Genomic DNA, 19,792 nt, shown 5'->3' with positions numbered 1-19,792 from the left:
AACCGATAAATATCGTATTTTAAATGCTTTAAAATGACGCTCGTCTAAAAAAAACAGTTAAATACCGATACAAATCGAATTAGCACTGAACCCATGTGGGAGCGGGCTTGCTCGCGAAGGCGGCACATCCGTCGATATCACCTTTGAATGAAAAACCGCATTCGCGAGCAAGCCCGCTCCCACAAAAGCAGCGTTTACAGACCTTTTTCGAGTACCCGATCCAACATGTCGACAAAGAAGTCCACGCTGCGCCGCGAGGTGACCATCGGCGGTTTGATCTTGAGAATATTCAGGTCATCCCCGGTCGGTTGCATGAAGATCCCCAGCTCGCGCAGGCGATCGCACAACAACGTGGTCTCCTCGGTGGCCGGCTCCAGCGTCTCGCGGTTGCGGATCAGTTCCACCCCCAGATAGAAGCCGGAGCCATGCACCGCGCCCACCAGCGGATGTTTATCGATCAGCGCTTCCAGCCGCGCCTTGAAGTGACCGCCGACGATCTGCGCGTTTTCCCAGAGCTTTTCTTCTTCCATGACATCCAGGACTGCCATGCCGATCTGACAGCTCACCGGGCTGCCACCGGCCGACGAGAAGAAATAGCCTTCGGCCTCTAGCGCCTCGGCGATTTCCCGACGCGTAATCACCGCGCCGAGCGGCTGACCGTTGCCCATGCCCTTGGCCATGGTGATGATGTCCGGCACCACGCCCTGCTCTTCAAAGCCCCAGAAAAAGTGGCCCATGCGCCCGTAACCGACCTGCACTTCGTCGGCGATGCACACCCCGCCCTGCGCACGTACCAGCGCATAGACCTGTTTCAGATAACCGGGCGGCAGGGAAATCCCGCCGGCATTCCCGTACACCGGTTCGCAGATGAACCCGGCCAGTTGGCGCTTCTGCTCGGCGATATGCGCCAGTTGCGCTTCGACGCTGCGCACATAGTCCGGCGCAGAATCGAGACCACGGAATTGGCCACGATAAATATTCGGCGCGGTCACCGGGTGCACCCAGTCCGGACGGCTTTCCAGCGCACGCGGGTTGTCGGCGATGGATGTCGATACCGCATCGGCGCCGACCGTCCAGCCGTGATACGCCTCGAGCACGCTGAGCATGTCGCGCCCGCCGCTGTAGGCCCACGCCAGACGAATCGCCAGGTCGTTGGCTTCGCTGCCGCTGTTGACCAGAAACACCCGGTCCATGCCGTCCGGCGCCAGCTTCAGCAAGCGTTCGGAAAACTCCGCCACGGCGGCATAGTTGAAGCGCGAGTTGGTGTTAAGCAGCGACCACTGCCGCGCCGCCACCTGAGCCATGCGCGGATGACCATGGCCGAGCACCGCGACGTTGTTGAGCATGTCGAGGTAGGAGCGGCCCTGCATGTCGATCAGGTGATTGCGCCAGCCGCGCTCGATGCGCGGCGGGTCGACGTAATAATGTTTTTGCGTGCGGGCGAAACTCGCGTCGCGCCGTTCGAGCAAGGTTTTGCCGTCCAGCTCCGGTTCGGCATCGCAGGCCAGCCCGAGCAGAGTGGCTGGCGAAGGACACAAGGCCTGCCACGCGGCAGCGCGCGAAGGGCTGCAGAACCATGGTGCATCCAGCGATGCCACACGACTCAACTGCACAAGCAACGGACCGCTGACCGCACCCAGCACCTGCCCTTTGACCAACGCCGCGCCGCTGTGCAGCGAAGCATTCACACCGCGCAAACGCACGCTGAGTTGCGGCCCGTCGAGTTGCAGCACACCGTCCGCCGTGTGGTGCAGCACACCGGCAAACGGCGCTTCCACGGTCGCGCCCTGTGGCACGCGCAGTTCAACGTGCAGCGGGAAGGTCTCCGGCTCTACCGCGCTGTCCACTCGCGTCTGCGACAAACGGTATTGCCCATAACGACTCGCCGCCAGGCCATGCGCGGCAGCGGCTTCAGTCAGCAGCCGTTGATCGATCCCCTCCTGCTCCCAGTTGCCCGCTTCGAAATGCGGACTGAGGACGCCAAGATCTATCAACGCAAACTCGCGCCCGACCAGCTCTGGCAACAGCGGAGCGAAGCCTTCACTGTCAATGGCCGGCAGCGGCTGGCCGACCGCCGTGAGGATCGCCGCTTCCATCAGCGCCAGCGGCACAGACGTGGCCACGTGGAAAATTTCCCATTCGTGGCCAAGGTTATCGCGGCTGTAGGTGTTGCCCGGATCGATGCTGACCTGCTGCTCGCCACTGAGTACCAGCACCGCTGCGCGCGCCACGATCAATGGCCACAACGCCAACAGCTCTGCATGTTGCAACGGATTGACTGCGTGATAGGCCTGCACTGCCGGCAGAATCACCAACGGATCTCCGCCGGCATGGTGCAGCAGCGCCGCGCACGTCACCGACAGATCGGTAATGCGCCAGGTGCGCACCAGATCACCGAAGTCGATCACGCCCTGCAATTGCCAGTGACGCTTGGCATCTCGTTGCCAGACCACGTTGTCGTCGGTGATGTCCATGTGGATCGCCTGCACCGGCAGCTTGTCCAGCAGCGGCTGCAAGCGACGTTCGGCCTGTTCGGCAGCGTCAGCAATCAGTGCGCGCTGGCCTTCATCCTTGATCACCGGCAGCAGATGCTTGATCAGCGCACTGGCGTGACGCGCATCCCATTGCAGCGTGCGCTGAAGGCCTGGGTGATCGAAGCCGGCCAGGGCCAGATCCATCTCGCCACACAGTTGACCGAAACCGGCCACCACGTCGTGGCCCAAGTGATCAAGATGAGTCAGCGACTGACCCTCGATGTAGTCCAGCAAACGCACGTGCACTGGCTCGCCGTCGGCCTCCAGCGATAACAGATCCGCGCCGTTACTGGCCGGGATCACTCTGGGCACGTGCACCGAAGAGTGTTCGGCAAGGTACTTGAGGCCAGCATGCTGAGCCTGCAACTCCACAAGTGCATAGTCGCCGCGGCAGATTTTCAGGACAAACCGCCCACGCTCAGTGTCGACCCGATAATTCAGATCCTGCTGACTGCCCAGTGCCTGTAACGTGCCACTGAGGCCGTAATGCTCCGCCAACCACTGCCGGGCCTGCGCTTCAGAAACCTGCGGGCTGGGCAAACTGGCGCGATGAATCAACGTGGCGAGCGGCATGGAACGACCCCTGAAATTTTATTAGGCGCCTATATCGCCATTGCTACCGTGGATGCGCAACCCCCGATCCGTGTTATTCAAGCACTCGCATCCGCCAGCGCTTTGCGCAAGAATGTCGGCCATTCACACCTATCTGGAAAAACCTCATGAATGTAATCACCACCGATCTGCCCGGTGTTCTGATCATCGAACCCAAGGTATTTGGTGACGAGCGCGGCTTCTTCTACGAGAGTTTCAACGCCAAGGCGTTCCAGGAAGCGACCGGTCTGGACACCCAATTCGTTCAGGACAACCATTCGCGCTCGCAGAAAGGTGTGCTGCGTGGCCTGCATTACCAACTGCAAAATACCCAAGGCAAACTGGTCCGGGTAACGGCCGGTGAAGTGCTGGATGTGGCCGTGGACATCCGTCGCAGCTCGCCGCACTTCGGCAAATGGGTTGCCGTACGCCTGTCGGCTGAAAACCACCGTCAACTGTGGGTTCCGGAAGGTTTCGCCCATGGTTTCGTGGTGCTGAGCGAGTTCGCCGAGTTCCTCTACAAGACCACCAACTACTACGATCCATCGTCCGAGCGCAGCATTCGCTGGGACGACCCCGCTCTGGGCATCGACTGGCAGCTTGATGAAGCACCGAAGCTGTCGGCCAAGGATCAGTCCGGCGCGCTGCTCAAGGACGCTGACGTCTTCGCCTGAGCCTAGGCATAATGCGCCTGTCACCACAGGCGCATCCGGCTCATGAAACCTACCCTTCCCCGCAGACCTCGCTGGCGCAGCCTCGCCCTGCTGGCGCTGTGTCTGGCGCCGCTTCTATGGCCGCTGGAACATCTGGCCGAGCGCTATTACCGCAGTGAACTGGCCGGGCAAAACCGCCAGACCCTCGACCTCTACGTTGCCAACCTGCTCGGTACCCTGCACCGCTATGAAGTGCTGCCGCAGATCCTCGGCGACCTGCCGGCCCTGCGCGCCGTACTCGGTGCACCGGACGACGGCGTCACCCAGGGCAATGCCAACCGCCTGCTGAAAAACATCGCGGCGCAGACCGGCGCCGAAGTCATGTACCTGATGGACACCAGCGGCCAGACCCTGGCGGCGTCGAACTGGGACAAACATGACAGCTTCGTCGGGCGTAATTTCGCTTTCCGCCCGTACTTCAGTGAAGCCATGGCCGGACGCCTCGGGCGCTTCTTCGGCCTCGGTACCACCTCGGCCAAGCGCGGTTATTTCTTCGCGGCGGCAGTGCGCAACGGAGAGAAAATCATCGGGGTGCTGGTGATCAAGGTTGACCTCGACCACACCGAAAGCCTGTGGGGCAAAACCCCGGAACAACTGCTGGTGACCGACCATAACGGCGTGGTGATTCTCACCTCGCGTCCGGAATGGCGCTTCCGCTCGACCCGCCCCCTGAGCGAGCCCGAGCGCTTGGCGATCACCGCCATCCAGCCCTATCCGACGCGTGAGCCGCGCCCGCTGAACCTCAGCCCCAATGCCTGGCTGACGCAAACCGTGAACATCGCCGAAACCGGCTGGAGCGTCAGCATCCTCGCCCCGCGTACGCTGATCGACCGTCCGGTACGCACCGTGGTGGCGATCGGTGGCGCCACACTGTTGGTGGTGATGCTGTTGCTGGGGCTGATGATGCAACGCCGTCGGCATTACCTGGAGCGCATCGCTTTCGAAGCCAAGGCCCGTCGTGAACTGGAAGGCCGGGTGGCTGAACGGACCAGCGATCTCGAAGGCCTCAACCGCCGCCTCAAGCAGGAAGTGCTGGAGCGCGAACAGGCCCAGCAGGAACTGGTGCGCGCCCAGGACGATCTGGTCCAGGCCGGAAAACTATCGGCGCTCGGAACCATGTCGGCGAGCATCAGCCATGAACTCAATCAGCCGCTGGCGGCGATTCGCAGCTACGCCGAAAACGCCGAAGTGCTGCTCGATCATCAGCGCACCGACGACGCCCGCGGCAACCTCAAACTGATCAGCGAACTCACCGGGCGCATGGCCTCGATCATCGCCCACCTGCGGGCCTTCGCCCGCCGCGATCGCCATGCCCCGGAAAGCGTGGCCCTGCAACCGGCGCTGGACGATGCGCTGGCGTTGCTGGCCAAACGGCGCCGCAGCATGGAAGTGGAACTGATCCGCGACCTGCCGGCCGCCACCCTGTGGGTCGAGGCCGGGGAAACCCGGCTGCGCCAGGTGCTCGGCAACTTGTTGGCCAACGCGCTCGATGCGCTGACCGAAAAAGGCCCGCCGCGCAAACTGTGGCTGAGTGCCGAATCCACCGCCGAGGGCGTCAACCTGTACATTCGCGACAACGGTCCGGGGTTCTGCATGGAAGCCCTCGGTCGCGCCAGCGAGCCCTTCTACACCACCAAGACCCGCACCCAGGGCCTTGGCCTGGGGCTGGCCATCTGTGAAACCCTGATGCGCGCCTTCGGTGGTGAACTGTCGTTCGCCAACCACAAGCAAGGTGGCGCTTTGATCACCCTGCGGCTGCGCGCCGGCGCGCCCGGGGTCAGCCTGCAACCGTCCGAGGATCGAAGTGCATGACCATCGACAATCGCATTCAGGTGGTGTTGATCGACGACGATCCGCACTTGCGTCAGGCCCTCGGCCAGACCCTGGACCTGGCCGGGCTGAAAATCCTCCCGCTGTCCGAAGCCAAAGGTCTGGCCGGGCAACTGGAGCGTGACTGGCCCGGTGTGGTGGTCAGCGACATCCGCATGCCGGGCATGGACGGCCTGGAGCTGTTGAGCGAATTGCATGCTCAGGACCCGGAGCTGCCGGTGCTGCTGATCACCGGCCACGGCGATGTGCCGCTGGCGGTGCAGGCGATGCGTGCCGGCGCCTATGACTTTCTGGAGAAACCGTTCGCCAGTGATGCGCTGCTCGACAGCGTGCGCCGTGCCCTGGCCCTGCGCCGGCTGGTGCTGGACAACCGCAGCCTGCGCCTGGCCCTGAGCGATCGCAACGAACTGAGCGCGCGACTGGTCGGCCACTCGGCGCCGATGCTGCGTTTGCGCGAGCAGATCGGCGCGCTGGCCGCGACCAAGGCTGACGTGCTGATTCTCGGTGAAACCGGCGCCGGTAAAGAAGTCGTGGCCCGTGCGCTGCACGACTTGTCGAGCCGGCGCAACGGCCCGTTCGTGGCGATCAACGCCGGGGCACTGGCCGAATCGGTGGTCGAAAGCGAACTGTTCGGGCATGAGCCGGGCGCGTTCACCGGCGCGCAGAAACGCCGCATCGGTAAATTCGAATTCGCCAACGGCGGCACGCTGTTCCTCGATGAAATCGAAAGCATGAGCATGGACGTGCAGGTGAAATTGCTGCGCATGCTGCAAGAGCGCGTGGTCGAACGTCTGGGTGGCAATCAGTTGATCCCGTTGGACATCCGGGTCATCGCTGCGACCAAGGAAGACCTGCGTCAGGCCGCCGATCAAGGGCGTTTTCGCGCCGACTTGTACTACCGACTGAACGTCGCTCCCCTACGCATTCCGCCGCTGCGCGAACGCGGCGAGGACGCGCTGGTGCTGTTCCAGCATTACGCCGATGAAGCCAGCGCCCGCCATGGCTTGCCGCCTCATGAACTGCAACCGGCGCAACGCGCCTTGCTGCTGCGCCACACCTGGCCGGGCAACGTGCGCGAACTGCAGAACGCTGCCGAGCGTTTCGCCCTCGGTCTGGAACTGGCGCTGGATAACAGTGGAAGCGAAGGCGGCGGCAGCACGGTGGAAGTCATCAGTGGCGGGCTCAGCGAGCAAGTGGAAAACTTCGAGAAGTCGTTGATTGCCGCCGAGCTGGCGCGCTCGCACAGTTCGGTACGCAGCCTCGCCGAAGCCCTGGGCATTCCGCGCAAAACCCTGCACGACAAACTGCGCAAGCACGGCTTGAATTTTGCCGACAGCAGCGCCCATGGAGACGAAGCCGAATGAGTCGCGACAGTCGCTATCTGGAATCGGTGCTGCATCACGACATTCCCCTGACCCGGGAAATGGGCCTCAAGGTGCTCGCCTGGCACGAGCAGCAGTTAAGCCTGCACTTGCCGCTGGAGCCGAACGTCAATCACAAGAGCACCATGTTCGGCGGCAGTCTCTACTGCGGCGCGGTGCTGGCGGGTTGGGGCTGGCTGCATCTGCGCCTGAAGGAAGAAGGCATCGAAGACGGGCACATCGTGATTCAGGAAGGGCAGATCAACTATCCGCTGCCCGTGACCGGTGATGCCACGGCGATTTGTCCGCCACCGCAAGCGGCGGTCTGGAAGAAATTTCTGGCGATGTATCAGCGCTACGGGCGCGCGCGATTGACGCTCAATACGCGGATCGTCAACGCCGGCAGCGAAGAGGATGCGGTGACGTTCAGCGGGCAGTACGTTTTGCACCGCTGAGTCTTCAGTGATGCACTAATCACTTGTGGCGAGGGGATTCATCCCCGATCGGCTGCGCAGCAGTCGCAACGCACGCGGTACGTAGATTGGGGCCGCTAAGCGGCCCATCGGGGATAAATCCCCTCACTACAAGGCGATGTGCAGGACTCAGGAGCGAGCAAGTTCCAGCAATCTGGATCGCCACGCCGCCTTTGCCGGCAGCGCCAGAAAGAATTCATTGAGCAGCGATTCCCGCGCCGGATAACAGAACGCTTCGCCCTGCAGATCCACCACCTCACCGCCCGCACCTTCGAGCACACCCTGCGCTGCCGCGGTATCCCACTGCGAAGTCGGCGCCAGTCGCGGATAGCAATCCGCTGCCCCTTCGGCCAACAGACAGAATTTCAACGAACTGCCGATATTCGCCAGTTGCAGCTCGCCCAGGCTGGCGCTCAAACCAGTGAGCAGACGCTCCTGCTCCGGACTGGAATGCCGACGGCTCGCCACCACGGTGAACGCTTCACCAGCGGCGAGTACGTCACGCACCTGAATCGCCACCGGCGAGCCACCTTTGTCCCCACGCCACGCGCCGAGACCCGCACCGCCGACATAGAAACGCCCATTGGTTGGCATCGACACCACGCCAAACACCACCCGACCGTTTTCGATCAGCGCGATGTTGACGGTGAATTCTTCACTGCCACTGATGAACTCCTTGGTGCCATCCAGTGGATCCACCAACCACCAGCGCTGCCACCCGGCACGCACGCTCTGCGGGATGTCGGCATCTTCTTCGGACAGAATCGGAATACTGGAGTCCAGCGCGGTCAGCCCAGCAACGATCACATGGTGCGCAGCGATGTCCGCCGCCGTCACCGGCGAGTCATCGGACTTGGCGGTGACCGCCACGTCAGCGCGCCAGAACGGCAGGATCGCCTCGCCGGCCTGCAATGCCAGCTCAACCACTGGCGCCATCAACGGATGGGGGAAACTCATCGACATCTCACTCATGACTGAAAAAAACCGCGCTGCGTCAGCAGATCACGCGCCAGATACAACGCCGCCAAGGCACGGCCTTCGGTAAATTGCGGGTTCTGCGCCAGCGCCGCCAGTTCACTCAGGTTGACCTTGTCGACGCGCATCGGCTCGGGTTCGTCGCCCTCCAGACGCTCCTCGTAAAGGTCGGTGGCCAGCACCACCTGGATCTTCTGGCTCATGTAGCCCGGCGATAGAGAAAGCTCGGTCAGATGTTCCAGTTGGCGGGCGCCGTAACCGGCCTCTTCCTTGAGCTCGCGCTCAGCGGCTGCCAGCACATCCTCGCCCGGCTCGATCAGACCTTTGGGCAGGGACAGTTCGTACTCGTCGGTGCCGCCGCAGTATTCCTCGACCAGCACCGCGTGTTCGCTATCGAGCATTGCCACAATCATCACCGCGCCATAGCCCGCGCCTTTGCCGACCAGACGCTCGTAGGTGCGTTCCACGCCGTTGGAAAAACGCAGCTTCAGTTCTTCGACGCAGAACAGGCGACTGGTGGCGACGATCTCGCGGGCGAGTACAGTGGGTTTCTGGCGCATGCAAAGCTCCTTGGCGTGAACGCGCTACTATAACGCGGCTTTCCCGATTGTTTGTGTCGGATATCTTTCTACCGCTCGAGACGTTGCCATGCCTTCTTTACCATGGTCTGACATCGATACCGTCCTGCTGGACATGGACGGTACGCTGCTGGATCTGCACTTCGACAACCATTTCTGGCTGGAACACCTGCCGCAACGCTACGCCGAATTGCACGGTGTGAGCCGGGCCATGGCCGACATGGAACTGCAGCCGCTGTTCGAGCGCCATGCCGGGCAACTGCAGTGGTACTGCCTGGATTTCTGGAGTGCCGAACTCAAGCTCTCGGTGCGTGAACTGAAACTGGAAACCGCACACCTGATCGCGCTGCGCCCGGATGCCGATACCTTTCTGCACGCGCTAAAACAGGCCGGCAAGCGGGTGATCATGATCACCAACGCCCACCGGGACTCGCTGTCGCTGAAACTGGAACGGATCGAGCTGGCGCCGTATTTCGAACGGCTGATCAGCTCGCACGATTACGGTTTCCCCAAAGAGAATCCGCAGTTCTGGGATGCCTTGCAGGCGGATATCGATTTTGATCCGGCACGCAGTCTGTTCATCGATGACACCTTGCCGATCCTGCGCAGTGCACGGGATTTCGGTGTGGCACATCTGCTGGCGGTGAAAGAGCCGGACAGCCGCAAGGGGCCGAAGGACACGGCCGAGTTTGCGGCGGTCGAGGACTACCGTGATTTGATTCGGGGACTCTAGCAACACCACTGTGGCGAGGGAGCTTGCTCCCGATGGGCCGCGAAGCGGCCCCAAATGTTCACGACTGCTGCGCAGCCGAACGGGAGCAAGCTCCCTCGCCACAGCGTGGTTATTACTTCGGAATACGGAGCTTCTGCCCTGGATAAATCTTGTTCACATCCTTGAGCATCGGTTTGTTGGCGTCGAAGATTTTCTGGTACTGGTTGGCGTTGCCGTAAACCCGCAGGGAGATCGCACTGAGCGTGTCACCTGCCTTCACCTCGACAAATTCCGCAGCCACCACTACCGGCCCCGTAACGGTAATCTGGTCATCAACACTGCCAATCCCGGCAATATTGCCCAGAGCCAGAAGAATTTTTTCCTTCTCCTCCTGACTCGCGACTTCACCCTTAACCGTGACCTTGTCGCCATCCACCGTCGCCTGAACATTTGGATCGCCCAGACCGACCTTGTCGATATGTTCCTTCAACTGCCCGCTGGCATTGGCATTACCTGGGGTCAGCAGGTCGATCAGCTTTTCACCGGCCTCTTTCACAAAGCTCAACAGACTCATAGCGCACACTCCTTGATTTGGATTCCAGACGTCCAAGCCTAGACCACACCAGACCAGCCCGGTTCCGGGCCGACCAATGACCCGGCAGCCGCTTGATCGACGCCATCTATCAATAGATCGACAGTACCGATTAGACGCGACAAGTTGCCGCGCCTAGTCTTAGCGTTGATCAATCCGTCGGTGATGCCATGAACGCCAAGCGCCCAACTTGCGCGGCGCCTGCACTCGAAACGCCCGCGCCCGCCGCCAGCCAGACCTACAGCTACAGCGATCTGCCCCTTGTGGAATCGGCCAGCACCGCGCTCGCCGAGGAAGTTGCGTTGGCGATCGCCTACAACGGCATCAGTCAGGCGGTGATGCTGGTGACGCCGACGGATCTGGAAGATTTCATCGTCGGTTTCAGCCTCGGCAGCGGCATCATCGAAGACGCCGGCGACATTTATGACCTGCAACTGACCGGCGCCGGCTCGGCGCAATACGCGCAAGTGACCATCGCCAACCGCGCGTTCTGGAACCTCAAGCAACAGCGCCGACAACTGGCCGGCACCAGCGGTTGCGGCCTGTGTGGCGTTGAAGCTGTCGAGCAAGCGTTGCCCGATCTGCAAGTTCTGCCCGGCGCACCGCTGCCGCCAGCCGTGTGGCTCGACGGTCTGCGCCAGCGCATCGGGGCGTTCCAGCCCCTCGGCCAGCATTGTGGCGCGGTACACGCGGCGGTATTCATGAACGCCAGTGGTGAACTGTTGCTGGGCCGTGAAGACATCGGCCGGCACAACGCCCTCGACAAACTGATCGGCGGCCTGATCCGCCAGAAGATTTCCACAGAAGGCGGTCTGGCGATTGTCACCAGCCGTTGCAGTCTCGAATTGATCCAGAAAGTTTTACGCGCCGGCATCCAGACTCTGGTCAGCCTGTCCGCGCCCACGGGCCTTGCCGTGCAATGGGCCCGTCGCCACAACCTCAATCTCATCCACCTGCCGCAGAAGAATGCGCCGCGGGTCTACAGCCCAGCGATGGAGAATCAAGCGTGAGCCAACATCATCAAGCCGACCAGAAACCTGTCCCGCGCTACAAACCTTACAAAGGTGCAGCCGGCGGCTGGGGTGCGCTGATCAGCGTGGCCCAAGCCTGGTTGACCAGCGACAACGCGTTGAAAAACCTGCGCATGATGCTCAAGACCAACCAGAACGGCGGCTTCGACTGCCCGGGTTGCGCCTGGGGCGACTCGCCGGAAAGCGGCATGGTCAAGTTCTGCGAGAACGGCGCCAAAGCGGTGAACTGGGAAGCGACCAAGCGTCGGGTGGACAGCAAGTTCTTCGCCAAACACAGCGTGACCTCGTTGCTGGAGCAAAGCGACTACTGGCTCGAGTATCAGGGTCGCCTGACCGAGCCGATGGTCTACGACGCCGAGACCGACCGCTACAAGCCCATCGCCTGGGACGATGCCTTCGCCTTGATCGGCAAACACCTGCAAGCACTGTCGAGCCCCGACCAGGCCGAGTTCTACACCTCGGGCCGTGCCAGCAACGAAGCGGCGTATCTCTATCAGCTGTTCGTGCGCGCCTACGGCACCAACAACTTCCCGGACTGCTCGAACATGTGCCACGAGGCCAGCGGTGTGGCGTTGGCCCAGAGTGTTGGCGTCGGCAAAGGCACCGTGACCTTCGACGACTTCGAACACGCCGACGCGATTTTCGTCTGGGGCCAGAACCCCGGCACCAACCACCCACGGATGCTCGAACCGCTGCGTGAAGCGGTGAAGCGCGGCGCGCAAGTGGTGTGCATCAACCCGCTCAAGGAGCGTGGTCTGGAACGCTTCCAGCACCCGCAGCACCCGATCGAAATGCTCACCAACGGCGACAAGCCGACCAACACCGCGTATTTCCGTCCGGCATTGGGCGGCGACATGGCGGTGCTGCGCGGTATGGCCAAATTCCTCCTGCAGTGGGAACGCGATGCGCAGAAGGCCGGTACGCCGGCAGTGTTCGATCATGACTTCCTCAATGCGCACAGCGCCAACGTGCTGGAGTATCTGGGCGTGGTCGATGACACGCCGTGGGAGCAGATCGTCGCGCAGTCCGGACTGACTCTGGTGGAGATCGAGCAAGCGGCGCGCATGTACGCCAAAGGCAAGAACGTGATCATGTGCTGGGCGATGGGTATCACTCAGCATCGCCATTCGGTGCCGACCATCCAGGAAATCGCCAACCTGATGTTGCTGCGTGGCAACGTCGGCAAGCCGGGCGCCGGCCTGTGTCCGGTGCGCGGTCACAGTAACGTGCAGGGCGACCGCACCATGGGCATCAACGAGCGTCCGCCGGTGGCGTTCCTCGATTCCCTTGAGCGGCGTTTCCAGTTCAAGGTGCCGCGTGAAAACGGGCACAACGTGGTCGAGGCGATCCATGCGATGGCCGAGGGCCGCGCCAAGGTCTTCATCGGTCTGGGCGGCAACTTTGCCCAGGCCACGCCGGACAGCCCGCGCACCTTCGCGGCGCTGAGCAATTGCGACCTGACCGTGCAGATCAGCACCAAGCTCAACCGCAGCCACCTGGCCCACGGTAAAGATGCACTGATCCTGCCGTGCCTCGGCCGCACCGACATCGATATCCAGAGCGAAGGCCCGCAAGCGGTCACCGTGGAAGACTCGTTCAGCATGGTTCACGCGTCCAACGGCCAGTTGCAGCCGCTGTCGAACCAGATGCGCTCGGAACCGGCGATCATCGCCGGCATCGCCGCCGCCACGCTGGGCAGCAAACCGGTGGACTGGAACTGGCTGGTGGCCGATTACCGGCGCATCCGCGACCTGATCGCCGATACCATTCCGGGCTTCAAGGACTTCAACGAGAAGGTCAAGAACCCGGGCGGTTTCTACCTCGGCAACAGCGCTGGCGCGCGCAAGTGGAACACCCCGTCGGGCCGGGCCAATTTCCGCGCGAACCTGTTGCCGAAAGATCTGGTGCATGAACGCACCCGCGCCACCGGACAACTGCCAGACCTGATCCTGCAATCGATGCGCTCCCACGATCAGTACAACACCACGATCTATGGCCTCGACGACCGTTATCGTGGGGTCAAGGGCCAGCGCGATGTGCTGTTCGCCAACGAGGCCGACATCATTCGTCTGGGCTTCCGCCCGGGACAGAAGGCCGACATCGTGTCGATCTGGGACGATGGCCGTGAGCGTCGGGTGAAGGGTTTTACCTTGCTGGCGTTTGATATTCCGGCGGGTCAGGCAGCGGCTTACTACCCGGAAGTGAATCCGCTGGTGCCGCTGGAAAGCACCGGGGATGGCAGCCATACGCCGACATCGAAGTTCATTGCGATTCGCCTTGAAGCGGCGAGTGAGACGGGGTTGATCATGGCCAAATCTGCGTAATGCGGTGCCTGGACTGACCCCTTCGCGAGCAAGCCCGCTCCCACATTTGAAATGCATTTCAATGTGGGAGCGGGCTTGCTCGCGAAAGCGGTGGCTCATTCAACAAAATCCTTTGTACCCTGCACCTTTCAAACGCCCACAAAAAAGGCCGCTTTTTCACAAAAGCGGCCTGTCCGAAGTAGCTAAAGACCGGCAAAAATCGCTTAAGTTCCGCATAAAAAACAGTAACTTGCAGAATTGTATACAAGTCGTGTTATTCGTCGGAATTCGATTGTCAGCCTTGTTACACCACTTCAGGATCGCGCCGTCATCCCTTTGAGGCTCCTCTATGAAGTTCTCCTCGATTCTCTTGTTGTCCCTTGGCCTGGTCAGTGGTTTTGCATCTGCTGGAGGCACCACCGAAGCAGGTGTGGGCGGCGCATTGGGCGGGGTTCTTGGCTCGGTCGTCGGTCAGTCTTTAGGCGGCAGCACAGGTTCAACCATTGGCGCAGCCCTGGGCGGCGCGGGTGGTAGCGCGGTCGGCGCCAACAAACACAGCCGTGGCGAAGCGGCCATTGGCGGTGCGTTGGGCGCAGCCGGCGGTAACGTGGTTGGTCGCAGCATGGGCGGCACCACCGGCAGCCTGATCGGCGCCGCAGCAGGTGGCGGTGCCGGTGGCGCGCTGGGCAATTACATGGGCAACAAGAGCAATGAAGACGATCGTCGTTATGATCGTGGTCGCGACGACCGTCGCTACTACCGCGACGACCACCGTGGTCGCGGCCATGCCTACGGCCATCGCAAGCATCATCGGTATTACAACCACCGCTGATTGCCAAGCCTTGCGGGCAACGGATCAAAAGATCGCAGCCTGCGGCAGCTCCTACAGTCGAACCTTGTAGGAGCTGCCGCAGGCTGCGATCTTTTTTGCGTTTAGCAAACCAGCAAACGTTCCAGCGCCTGGCGCAACTGGCCGGGAATCGGCACCGGTTGATTGCTCGCCCGATCCACAAACACATGGACGAAACGTCCCGCCGCACACGCCTCGCTTTCGCCAGCCTTGAACACCGCCAGTTCATATTGCACCGAACTGTTGCCCAGCTTGCCGACCCGCAGACCGACCTCGATCTGATCCGGGAACGCGATCGAGGCGAAATAATCGCAAGATGAACTCACGACGAACCCCACTACCTCGCCATCGTGGATATCCAGGCCACCGACCTGAATCAAGTAAGTGTTCACCGCGGTATCGAAAAAGCTGTAGTAGGTAACGTTGTTGATGTGTCCGTAAGCATCGTTGTCGTGCCAGCGGGTGGTGATCGGCTGGAAATGCGGGTAATCGGTGCGTTGCGGCATGGTGCTGGACATCGGTGTCGATTCCTTGAGTTTCTGCCCAGTCTAAAGGTAAAAACCTTTCCCTCGCGCCGCCAACTCGCCAATCAGTGGCGCCGGCCGCCATTGATCGCCCTGTCGCGTCTCCAGCGCCAGCAGGCGCTTGTGAATGTCTGCCAGCCCCTGATCGTCCGCCCAGGCCATCGGGCCGCCTCTGTCCGCCGGGAAGCCGTAGCCATTGAGGTACACCTGATCGATGTCATGGGCCGATCCGGCAATGCCTTCCTGCAGAATTTTCGCGCCCTCGTTGACCAGCGCCAGAAGACACCGCTCGAGGATTTCCTCGGACCCAATCTCCCGGCGCTGAAAGCCGAGGCCTTCGCTGACGCTCAATATCAGCGCATCGGCCTCGGGATCATGTTCGGCCTGACGACTGCCCGGCTCATAATGGTAATAACCGTTGCCGGATTTCTGCCCGAAGCGGCCCAACTCGCACAAGCGGTTGTCGACCTGAACCTCCGGCGCATCCTGGCCCTTGCCGGCCAATTCGCGCGCACGCCATTCCAGATCAATGCCGACCACGTCGTACATGCGGAATGGCCCCATCGCGAAACCGAAGCCCTGCAACGCCGCATCGACCTGCTGTGGATAAGCGCCTTCGAGCAGCATCTTGCGCGCCTCCAACACGTACGGATGCAACATGCGATTGCCGATAAAACCGTGGCAATTACCCGATATCACACTGACCTTGCCCATGCGTTTGCCGAGCGCCAGTGCCGCTTCCAGCACGGCCGGAGAAGTCTGCGCCCCACGAACGATTTCCAGCAGTTTCATGATGTGCGCCGGGCTGAAGAAATGCAGGCCGAGTACTTGCGACGGACGCTTTGTTACAGCGGCAATCGCGTCGATATCCAGCGCCGATGTGTTGCTCGCCAACAACGCCGCAGGCTTGAGCACGCTGTCCAGTTCACGAAAGATCTTCTGTTTGAGCTCAAGATTTTCGTACACCGCTTCAATCACCAGATCGACATTACGGATCGCCGGGTAATCCGCCGCCACGCTGATTCGGGCAAGACGTGCATCCGCTTCGGCCTGATCAATCCGGCCCTGGCGCACGTTGTGAGCATAAGTGTCGGCCACCGTGCCCAACGCCTGTTCAAGCATCTGTGGATTGTTATCGACCCACTGCACGGCAATGCCGGCATTCGCCAGGCACATGACGATGCCACGGCCCATGGTGCCCGCGCCGATCACGGCAGCTTGCTGAATATCGAACGATGTCTGGCTCATGTTGTTCTCTTGTTGGCGATCCGAAGACAGCCTTCACCATAGTCAGGCACCGGGCATTTTTGAAGTTTATTACCGTGATGAGCGACATTCAGCGCATGGATGAGGCCGTCAGGGCACCGCACTCCCCCTGTGGGAGCGGGCTTGCTCGCGAAAACGGAGTGTCATGCATGGATATTTCAACTGACATGACGCCTTCGCGAGCAAGCCCGCTCCCACAGGGTTTGTACTTACTCGGGCAGATGATTGTCAGCCCAACTGCGGACTTGCGCGTACGGATACTCCTCCAGCGCCCCATACCCCGAGATCGTTCGCGCCTTCAACCTGGTAAACAACGGCACACTGATCCCGCACAGAAACCGCGTCAGGCGCTCCGCCGTCGGCACACTGCCGGTGTGCTGTTCGTGCCTGTGGATAAAATCACCGCACAGCGCCGCGAAGTTTTTATCCACAAGCGCTGGCAACTCGGGAGGGGCCGGAAGCCGTGCGACATCACCGTGGCACACCGAACAGTGCCCGCAGCGCTCGGGCGCGTTGTGGTCGCCGAAGTATTCGGCCAGGCGATAACCCAGGCAGCGCTCGGTGCCGAACAGTTCGAGCATGGCGTGAATCCGCGCGATTTCAGTCTGCTCATGCCGGGTGAAACAGGCATGCAACTCAGCGCTCAATACAGCGCTGTCGAAATCACTGTGCAGCACGTTGTAGACCTCGGTCATCTGCTTGCTTTCAAGCTCGACCCAGCCCTTCTCCTGAAAATAATCCAGCGCCTTCACCACCCGATTGCGCTCAGCTGAATACTGCGTGTACATCGCCTCGAAATTCACCGTCGCCCAGGTGCGTGCACGGCTGGAGGTCTGGATGATGGCCGCGACAAAATCCCTGCGCTCTCCTTCGAAACGCTCAAGCAACGCTTCCGGCTCCAGCAGGTATTTGAAACGGTACTCGGCGTAATAGGCATAACGCGGAGCAATCAGGCCGCGCAGCTCCATTTGCACCAACAACGTCTTCAGCGGCAGCGTGCGAATGTTGCTCTGATCCGCCAACGGCCCGAGCAGAAATTCCCACTGCCCTTCAGGTGCGGCAGCCTGCATTTCCTCCAGCACACAACGAATCCCCTCGCGCTCCGGGGTATCGCCGTAGACGAAGTTTTCCAGCACGTTGAGGCTGTCGCGGTTAGCCAGCACCAGACAATCCGAGGGCTGCCCGTCCCGCCCGGCGCGACCGATTTCCTGACTGTAGTTCTCGATGGATTTGGGCAGGTCGAAATGCACTACGTTGCGGATGTCGCTCTTGTCGATCCCCATGCCGAACGCAATGGTCGCGACAATGCAATTGGACTGCCCGGCCATGAAGCGCTTCTGAATCGCCTCGCGCTGATCGTTGGGCAACCCGGCGTGATAAGCCTCGGCCTGAATGCCGCTGCGCCCCAGATGTTCAGCGATGTGCTCGGCGGTTTTCTGCAACGTGACGTAGACGATGCTCGGCTGGCCCGGACGCTCGCTCATCCACTCCACCAGACGTCGGCGTTTGTCCTGGCCGCGCACCGGCTCCACCAGCAGATTGAGATTGGGTCGATAGAAACCGGTGGTCACCACATCCGCTTCGGCGATGGCGAATTTGGTCTGCATGTCGGCGATGACCTTCGGCGTCGCCGTGGCGGTCAGCAGCAGCGTTTGCGGGATGTTGAACTGGCGTTGATAGTCCGGCAGTTTCAGGTAGTCGGGGCGGAAGTTGTGGCCCCATTCCGAGATGCAGTGCGCCTCGTCAATCACCAGCAGCGAGATCGGCACCTGCTGCAAAAAGTTGCGAAACCGCTCGTTCTTCAGGCGCTCCACCGAGATCATCAGAATCTTCAATTCACCCGAACGGGCGCGGGCCATCACATCATTGGCGTCATCGCGGCTTTGTGCCGAATCGATGCTGCCGGCACTGATGCCGTGACGCTTGAGGAATGCCAGTTGATCCTGCATCAACGCCAACAGTGGCGAGACCACCAGGGTCAGATGTGGCAGCAATAGTGCCGGTACTTGATAGCACAGCGACTTGCCGGACCCGGTGGGGAAAATCGCTGCCGCCGAGCGCCCGGCCAGTACCGCGCTGATCGCGGCTTCCTGCCCGGGTCGAAACTGTGGATAACCGAAAACCTGTTCCAGGGTGTTGTGCATGCGCTGTCACTCCGTTGACCGCTGTGATGCCAACAGCCTAGCGGGCGATCGCAGCGAGTCGAGAAAAGGCCGGGGGTCAATTCAATACGGGATGATACAGCCAATGGCGCAAACACCTCGGTCCCCTGTGGGAGCGAACCCGTTCGCGAAGAGGCCCAGCCGAACAACACCAAAACAAACCATTCAGGGCCGCAAAACCGCCACTCGCAGTTGCTCGTTCAACATCTGCTCATGCACGCCCTGGCTCTTGCTTGCCCACAACGCATGAGCCGGGCTGATGTCACCCGTGAAGGCCGCCGCCAACTGCCGCAGCTCCGCGACACTGCGCACGCGCGGGCAGAACGGCTGTCCGTCACAGTCCTGACTGGCGTTGCGATAGATACTCAGCAAACGCTCCCACCACCCATCACGCACCTGTCTGATCGACTTGAGCTGCACATGCAGGACACCCAGCCGCTGCTCAAGCCCTGTCTCGTCCAGCGCTTCGCTGGCGAGCAGGGCTTTACCGAACATCAGCACCTCGGCACGCGAGGCGGTATCGATACTGGTTTGGCTGGAGAGCGCATCGGGCCAACCGGTACGTTCAAGGTCGGCAAACATCCAGCCGTTACCGACGTCCGACGCCAGGACCAAACGGCAACCACTGGCCCACAGCAATAAAATCGAGGCCAAACGTAGCCACTGCATACCTAATTCCCTTTAAGTGCGTATCGGACGCTTGGAAACGCCCTACAGATTCTGGCGCGCACCATACAGACGTTTGCCAAGAAACGCCTGTGAATCCTGTGGGAAATTTCAGCGCTAGGGGTTTCACCTCGAAAAAGCCGCAAAACCTTGTAGGGCATATGCCCGATCCTCGGAAAAACCCCTACGAACTCTGTCCATCGCGGCGCTCTTGTGAGTGCTCGCCACGCACTTCTATAGTGGCCGGCGCGACTGACCACTGAATCAGCCCCGCCCAAGTGCCTTTGTAAAGGACAATCCTGACCATGATTACCCGCTATCGCCCGTTGAAGACTTGCTACAACGAAAATCCCGTATTGGTCATCGATACTCACTCCAGCCATCGCGATCTGCTTGATGCCGCTGACCAGCGACTGCGTGCCGCCAGCGATCTGCTGGAAACCCTTTACTGTTTATGTTTCAAACAGGCCGACGTGAAAGATATACCTAACATCGTCAATGCTCTTTATTTATTAGTGCAGGATGGCTGTGACTTGCTCGAAGTAGCAAAACATAAACCCCAACAACCAGACCCACACTGAAAACAACTAAAATCCAGAAACAACAGAATGCTTTAATAAACAGCCAAAAT

17 protein-coding genes are annotated in these 19,792 nt (G+C 60.9%); 9 read left to right on the top strand and 8 right to left on the bottom strand.

Annotation, left to right across the window (positions count from 1 at the left end; genetic code table 11):
* Positions 1 to 194 precede the first annotated feature (194 nt).
* Entirely contained in the window at positions 195 to 3,107 is a 2,913-nt protein-coding gene (locus M0814_RS13450; RefSeq protein ID WP_103485295.1) for an aminotransferase, read from the bottom strand.
* Between the two features lie 146 nt (positions 3,108 to 3,253).
* Between M0814_RS13450 and rfbC the strand changes: the two genes are divergently transcribed.
* The 4 genes from rfbC to M0814_RS13430 are packed head-to-tail and all read left to right on the top strand — an operon-like array spanning position 3,254 to position 7,484.
* Positions 3,254 to 3,799, top strand: a complete 546-nt coding sequence (gene rfbC, locus M0814_RS13445; RefSeq protein ID WP_003220688.1) for a dTDP-4-dehydrorhamnose 3,5-epimerase — start codon at positions 3,254 to 3,256, stop codon at positions 3,797 to 3,799.
* Between the two features lie 42 nt (positions 3,800 to 3,841).
* Positions 3,842 to 5,650, top strand: a complete 1,809-nt coding sequence (locus tag M0814_RS13440) for an ATP-binding protein (RefSeq protein WP_103485296.1) — start codon at positions 3,842 to 3,844, stop codon at positions 5,648 to 5,650.
* Positions 5,647 to 7,032, top strand: a complete 1,386-nt coding sequence (locus M0814_RS13435; protein ID WP_003220686.1) for a sigma-54 dependent transcriptional regulator — start codon at positions 5,647 to 5,649, stop codon at positions 7,030 to 7,032. Before M0814_RS13440 ends, M0814_RS13435 begins: the two co-directional genes overlap by 4 nt.
* Positions 7,029 to 7,484 (top strand): YiiD C-terminal domain-containing protein, encoded by a 456-nt coding sequence (locus M0814_RS13430; RefSeq protein WP_103485297.1) that lies wholly within the window; start codon positions 7,029 to 7,031, stop codon positions 7,482 to 7,484. Before M0814_RS13435 ends, M0814_RS13430 begins: the two co-directional genes overlap by 4 nt.
* A gap of 147 nt (positions 7,485 to 7,631) precedes the next feature.
* Here M0814_RS13430 and cysQ read toward each other — a convergent pair whose 3' ends face one another.
* The gene (gene cysQ / locus M0814_RS13425; protein WP_177434718.1) at positions 7,632 to 8,465 is read right to left on the bottom strand and encodes a 3'(2'),5'-bisphosphate nucleotidase CysQ; all 834 of its coding nucleotides are present in this window, start codon (positions 8,463 to 8,465) and stop codon (positions 7,632 to 7,634) included.
* A 5-nt stretch (positions 8,466 to 8,470) separates the two neighbouring features.
* Positions 8,471 to 9,037 carry an ADP compounds hydrolase NudE gene (gene nudE, locus M0814_RS13420; protein WP_003220680.1) on the bottom strand — a complete coding sequence of 189 codons (567 nt, stop codon included), beginning with the start codon at positions 9,035 to 9,037 and terminating at the stop codon, positions 8,471 to 8,473.
* A gap of 88 nt (positions 9,038 to 9,125) precedes the next feature.
* Here nudE and yrfG point away from each other — a divergent pair, with 88 nt between their 5' ends.
* Positions 9,126 to 9,788, top strand: a complete 663-nt coding sequence (gene yrfG / locus M0814_RS13415) for a GMP/IMP nucleotidase (RefSeq protein WP_103485299.1) — start codon at positions 9,126 to 9,128, stop codon at positions 9,786 to 9,788.
* A gap of 112 nt (positions 9,789 to 9,900) precedes the next feature.
* On the opposite strand, the gene lysM is transcribed toward yrfG, so the two are convergent.
* Positions 9,901 to 10,341: a peptidoglycan-binding protein LysM gene (gene lysM / locus M0814_RS13410; protein WP_103485300.1), complete on the bottom strand. Its 441-nt coding sequence runs from the start codon at positions 10,339 to 10,341 to the stop codon at positions 9,901 to 9,903.
* A gap of 188 nt (positions 10,342 to 10,529) precedes the next feature.
* On the opposite strand from lysM, the gene fdhD reads away from it, so the two are divergent.
* The 3 genes from fdhD to M0814_RS13395 all read left to right on the top strand — a co-directional run bounded on the left by fdhD (position 10,530) and on the right by M0814_RS13395 (position 14,525).
* Positions 10,530 to 11,369: a formate dehydrogenase accessory sulfurtransferase FdhD gene (fdhD, locus tag M0814_RS13405; protein WP_103485301.1), complete on the top strand. Its 840-nt coding sequence runs from the start codon at positions 10,530 to 10,532 to the stop codon at positions 11,367 to 11,369.
* Positions 11,366 to 13,714, top strand: coding sequence for an FdhF/YdeP family oxidoreductase (locus tag M0814_RS13400; protein ID WP_103485302.1), 2,349 nt, complete (start codon positions 11,366 to 11,368; stop codon positions 13,712 to 13,714). Before fdhD ends, M0814_RS13400 begins: the two co-directional genes overlap by 4 nt.
* 328 nt (positions 13,715 to 14,042) lie before the next feature.
* Complete coding sequence (locus M0814_RS13395) at positions 14,043 to 14,525, top strand: glycine zipper domain-containing protein (protein ID WP_003220670.1); 483 nt, start codon at positions 14,043 to 14,045, stop codon at positions 14,523 to 14,525.
* Between the two features lie 101 nt (positions 14,526 to 14,626).
* On the opposite strand, the gene M0814_RS13390 is transcribed toward M0814_RS13395, so the two are convergent.
* From M0814_RS13390 to M0814_RS13375, 4 genes are all read right to left on the bottom strand, one after another.
* Entirely contained in the window at positions 14,627 to 15,061 is a 435-nt protein-coding gene (locus M0814_RS13390) for a thioesterase family protein (RefSeq protein ID WP_003220668.1), read from the bottom strand.
* A 30-nt stretch (positions 15,062 to 15,091) separates the two neighbouring features.
* Positions 15,092 to 16,315 carry a 3-hydroxyacyl-CoA dehydrogenase gene (locus M0814_RS13385; protein WP_103485303.1) on the bottom strand — a complete coding sequence of 408 codons (1,224 nt, stop codon included), beginning with the start codon at positions 16,313 to 16,315 and terminating at the stop codon, positions 15,092 to 15,094.
* 227 nt (positions 16,316 to 16,542) lie between these two features.
* Positions 16,543 to 18,477, bottom strand: a complete 1,935-nt coding sequence (locus M0814_RS13380) for an ATP-dependent DNA helicase RecQ (RefSeq protein ID WP_103485304.1) — start codon at positions 18,475 to 18,477, stop codon at positions 16,543 to 16,545.
* A 183-nt stretch (positions 18,478 to 18,660) separates the two neighbouring features.
* Positions 18,661 to 19,164, bottom strand: a complete 504-nt coding sequence (locus tag M0814_RS13375) for a polysaccharide deacetylase (RefSeq protein WP_103485305.1) — start codon at positions 19,162 to 19,164, stop codon at positions 18,661 to 18,663.
* A gap of 302 nt (positions 19,165 to 19,466) precedes the next feature.
* Between M0814_RS13375 and M0814_RS13370 the strand changes: the two genes are divergently transcribed.
* On the top strand, positions 19,467 to 19,742 hold the full coding sequence (locus M0814_RS13370; protein ID WP_003220660.1) for a hypothetical protein: 276 nt from the start codon (positions 19,467 to 19,469) through the stop codon (positions 19,740 to 19,742).
* The last annotated feature ends 50 nt before the right edge of the window (positions 19,743 to 19,792 follow it).

Source organism: Pseudomonas sp. MWU12-2020 (genome assembly GCF_023100605.1).
Classification (GTDB): Bacteria; Pseudomonadota; Gammaproteobacteria; order Pseudomonadales; family Pseudomonadaceae; genus Aquipseudomonas; species Aquipseudomonas fluorescens_H.
Note: the sequence above shows the minus strand (reverse complement) of the source record. Positions and strands in the feature narration are given on the sequence as shown.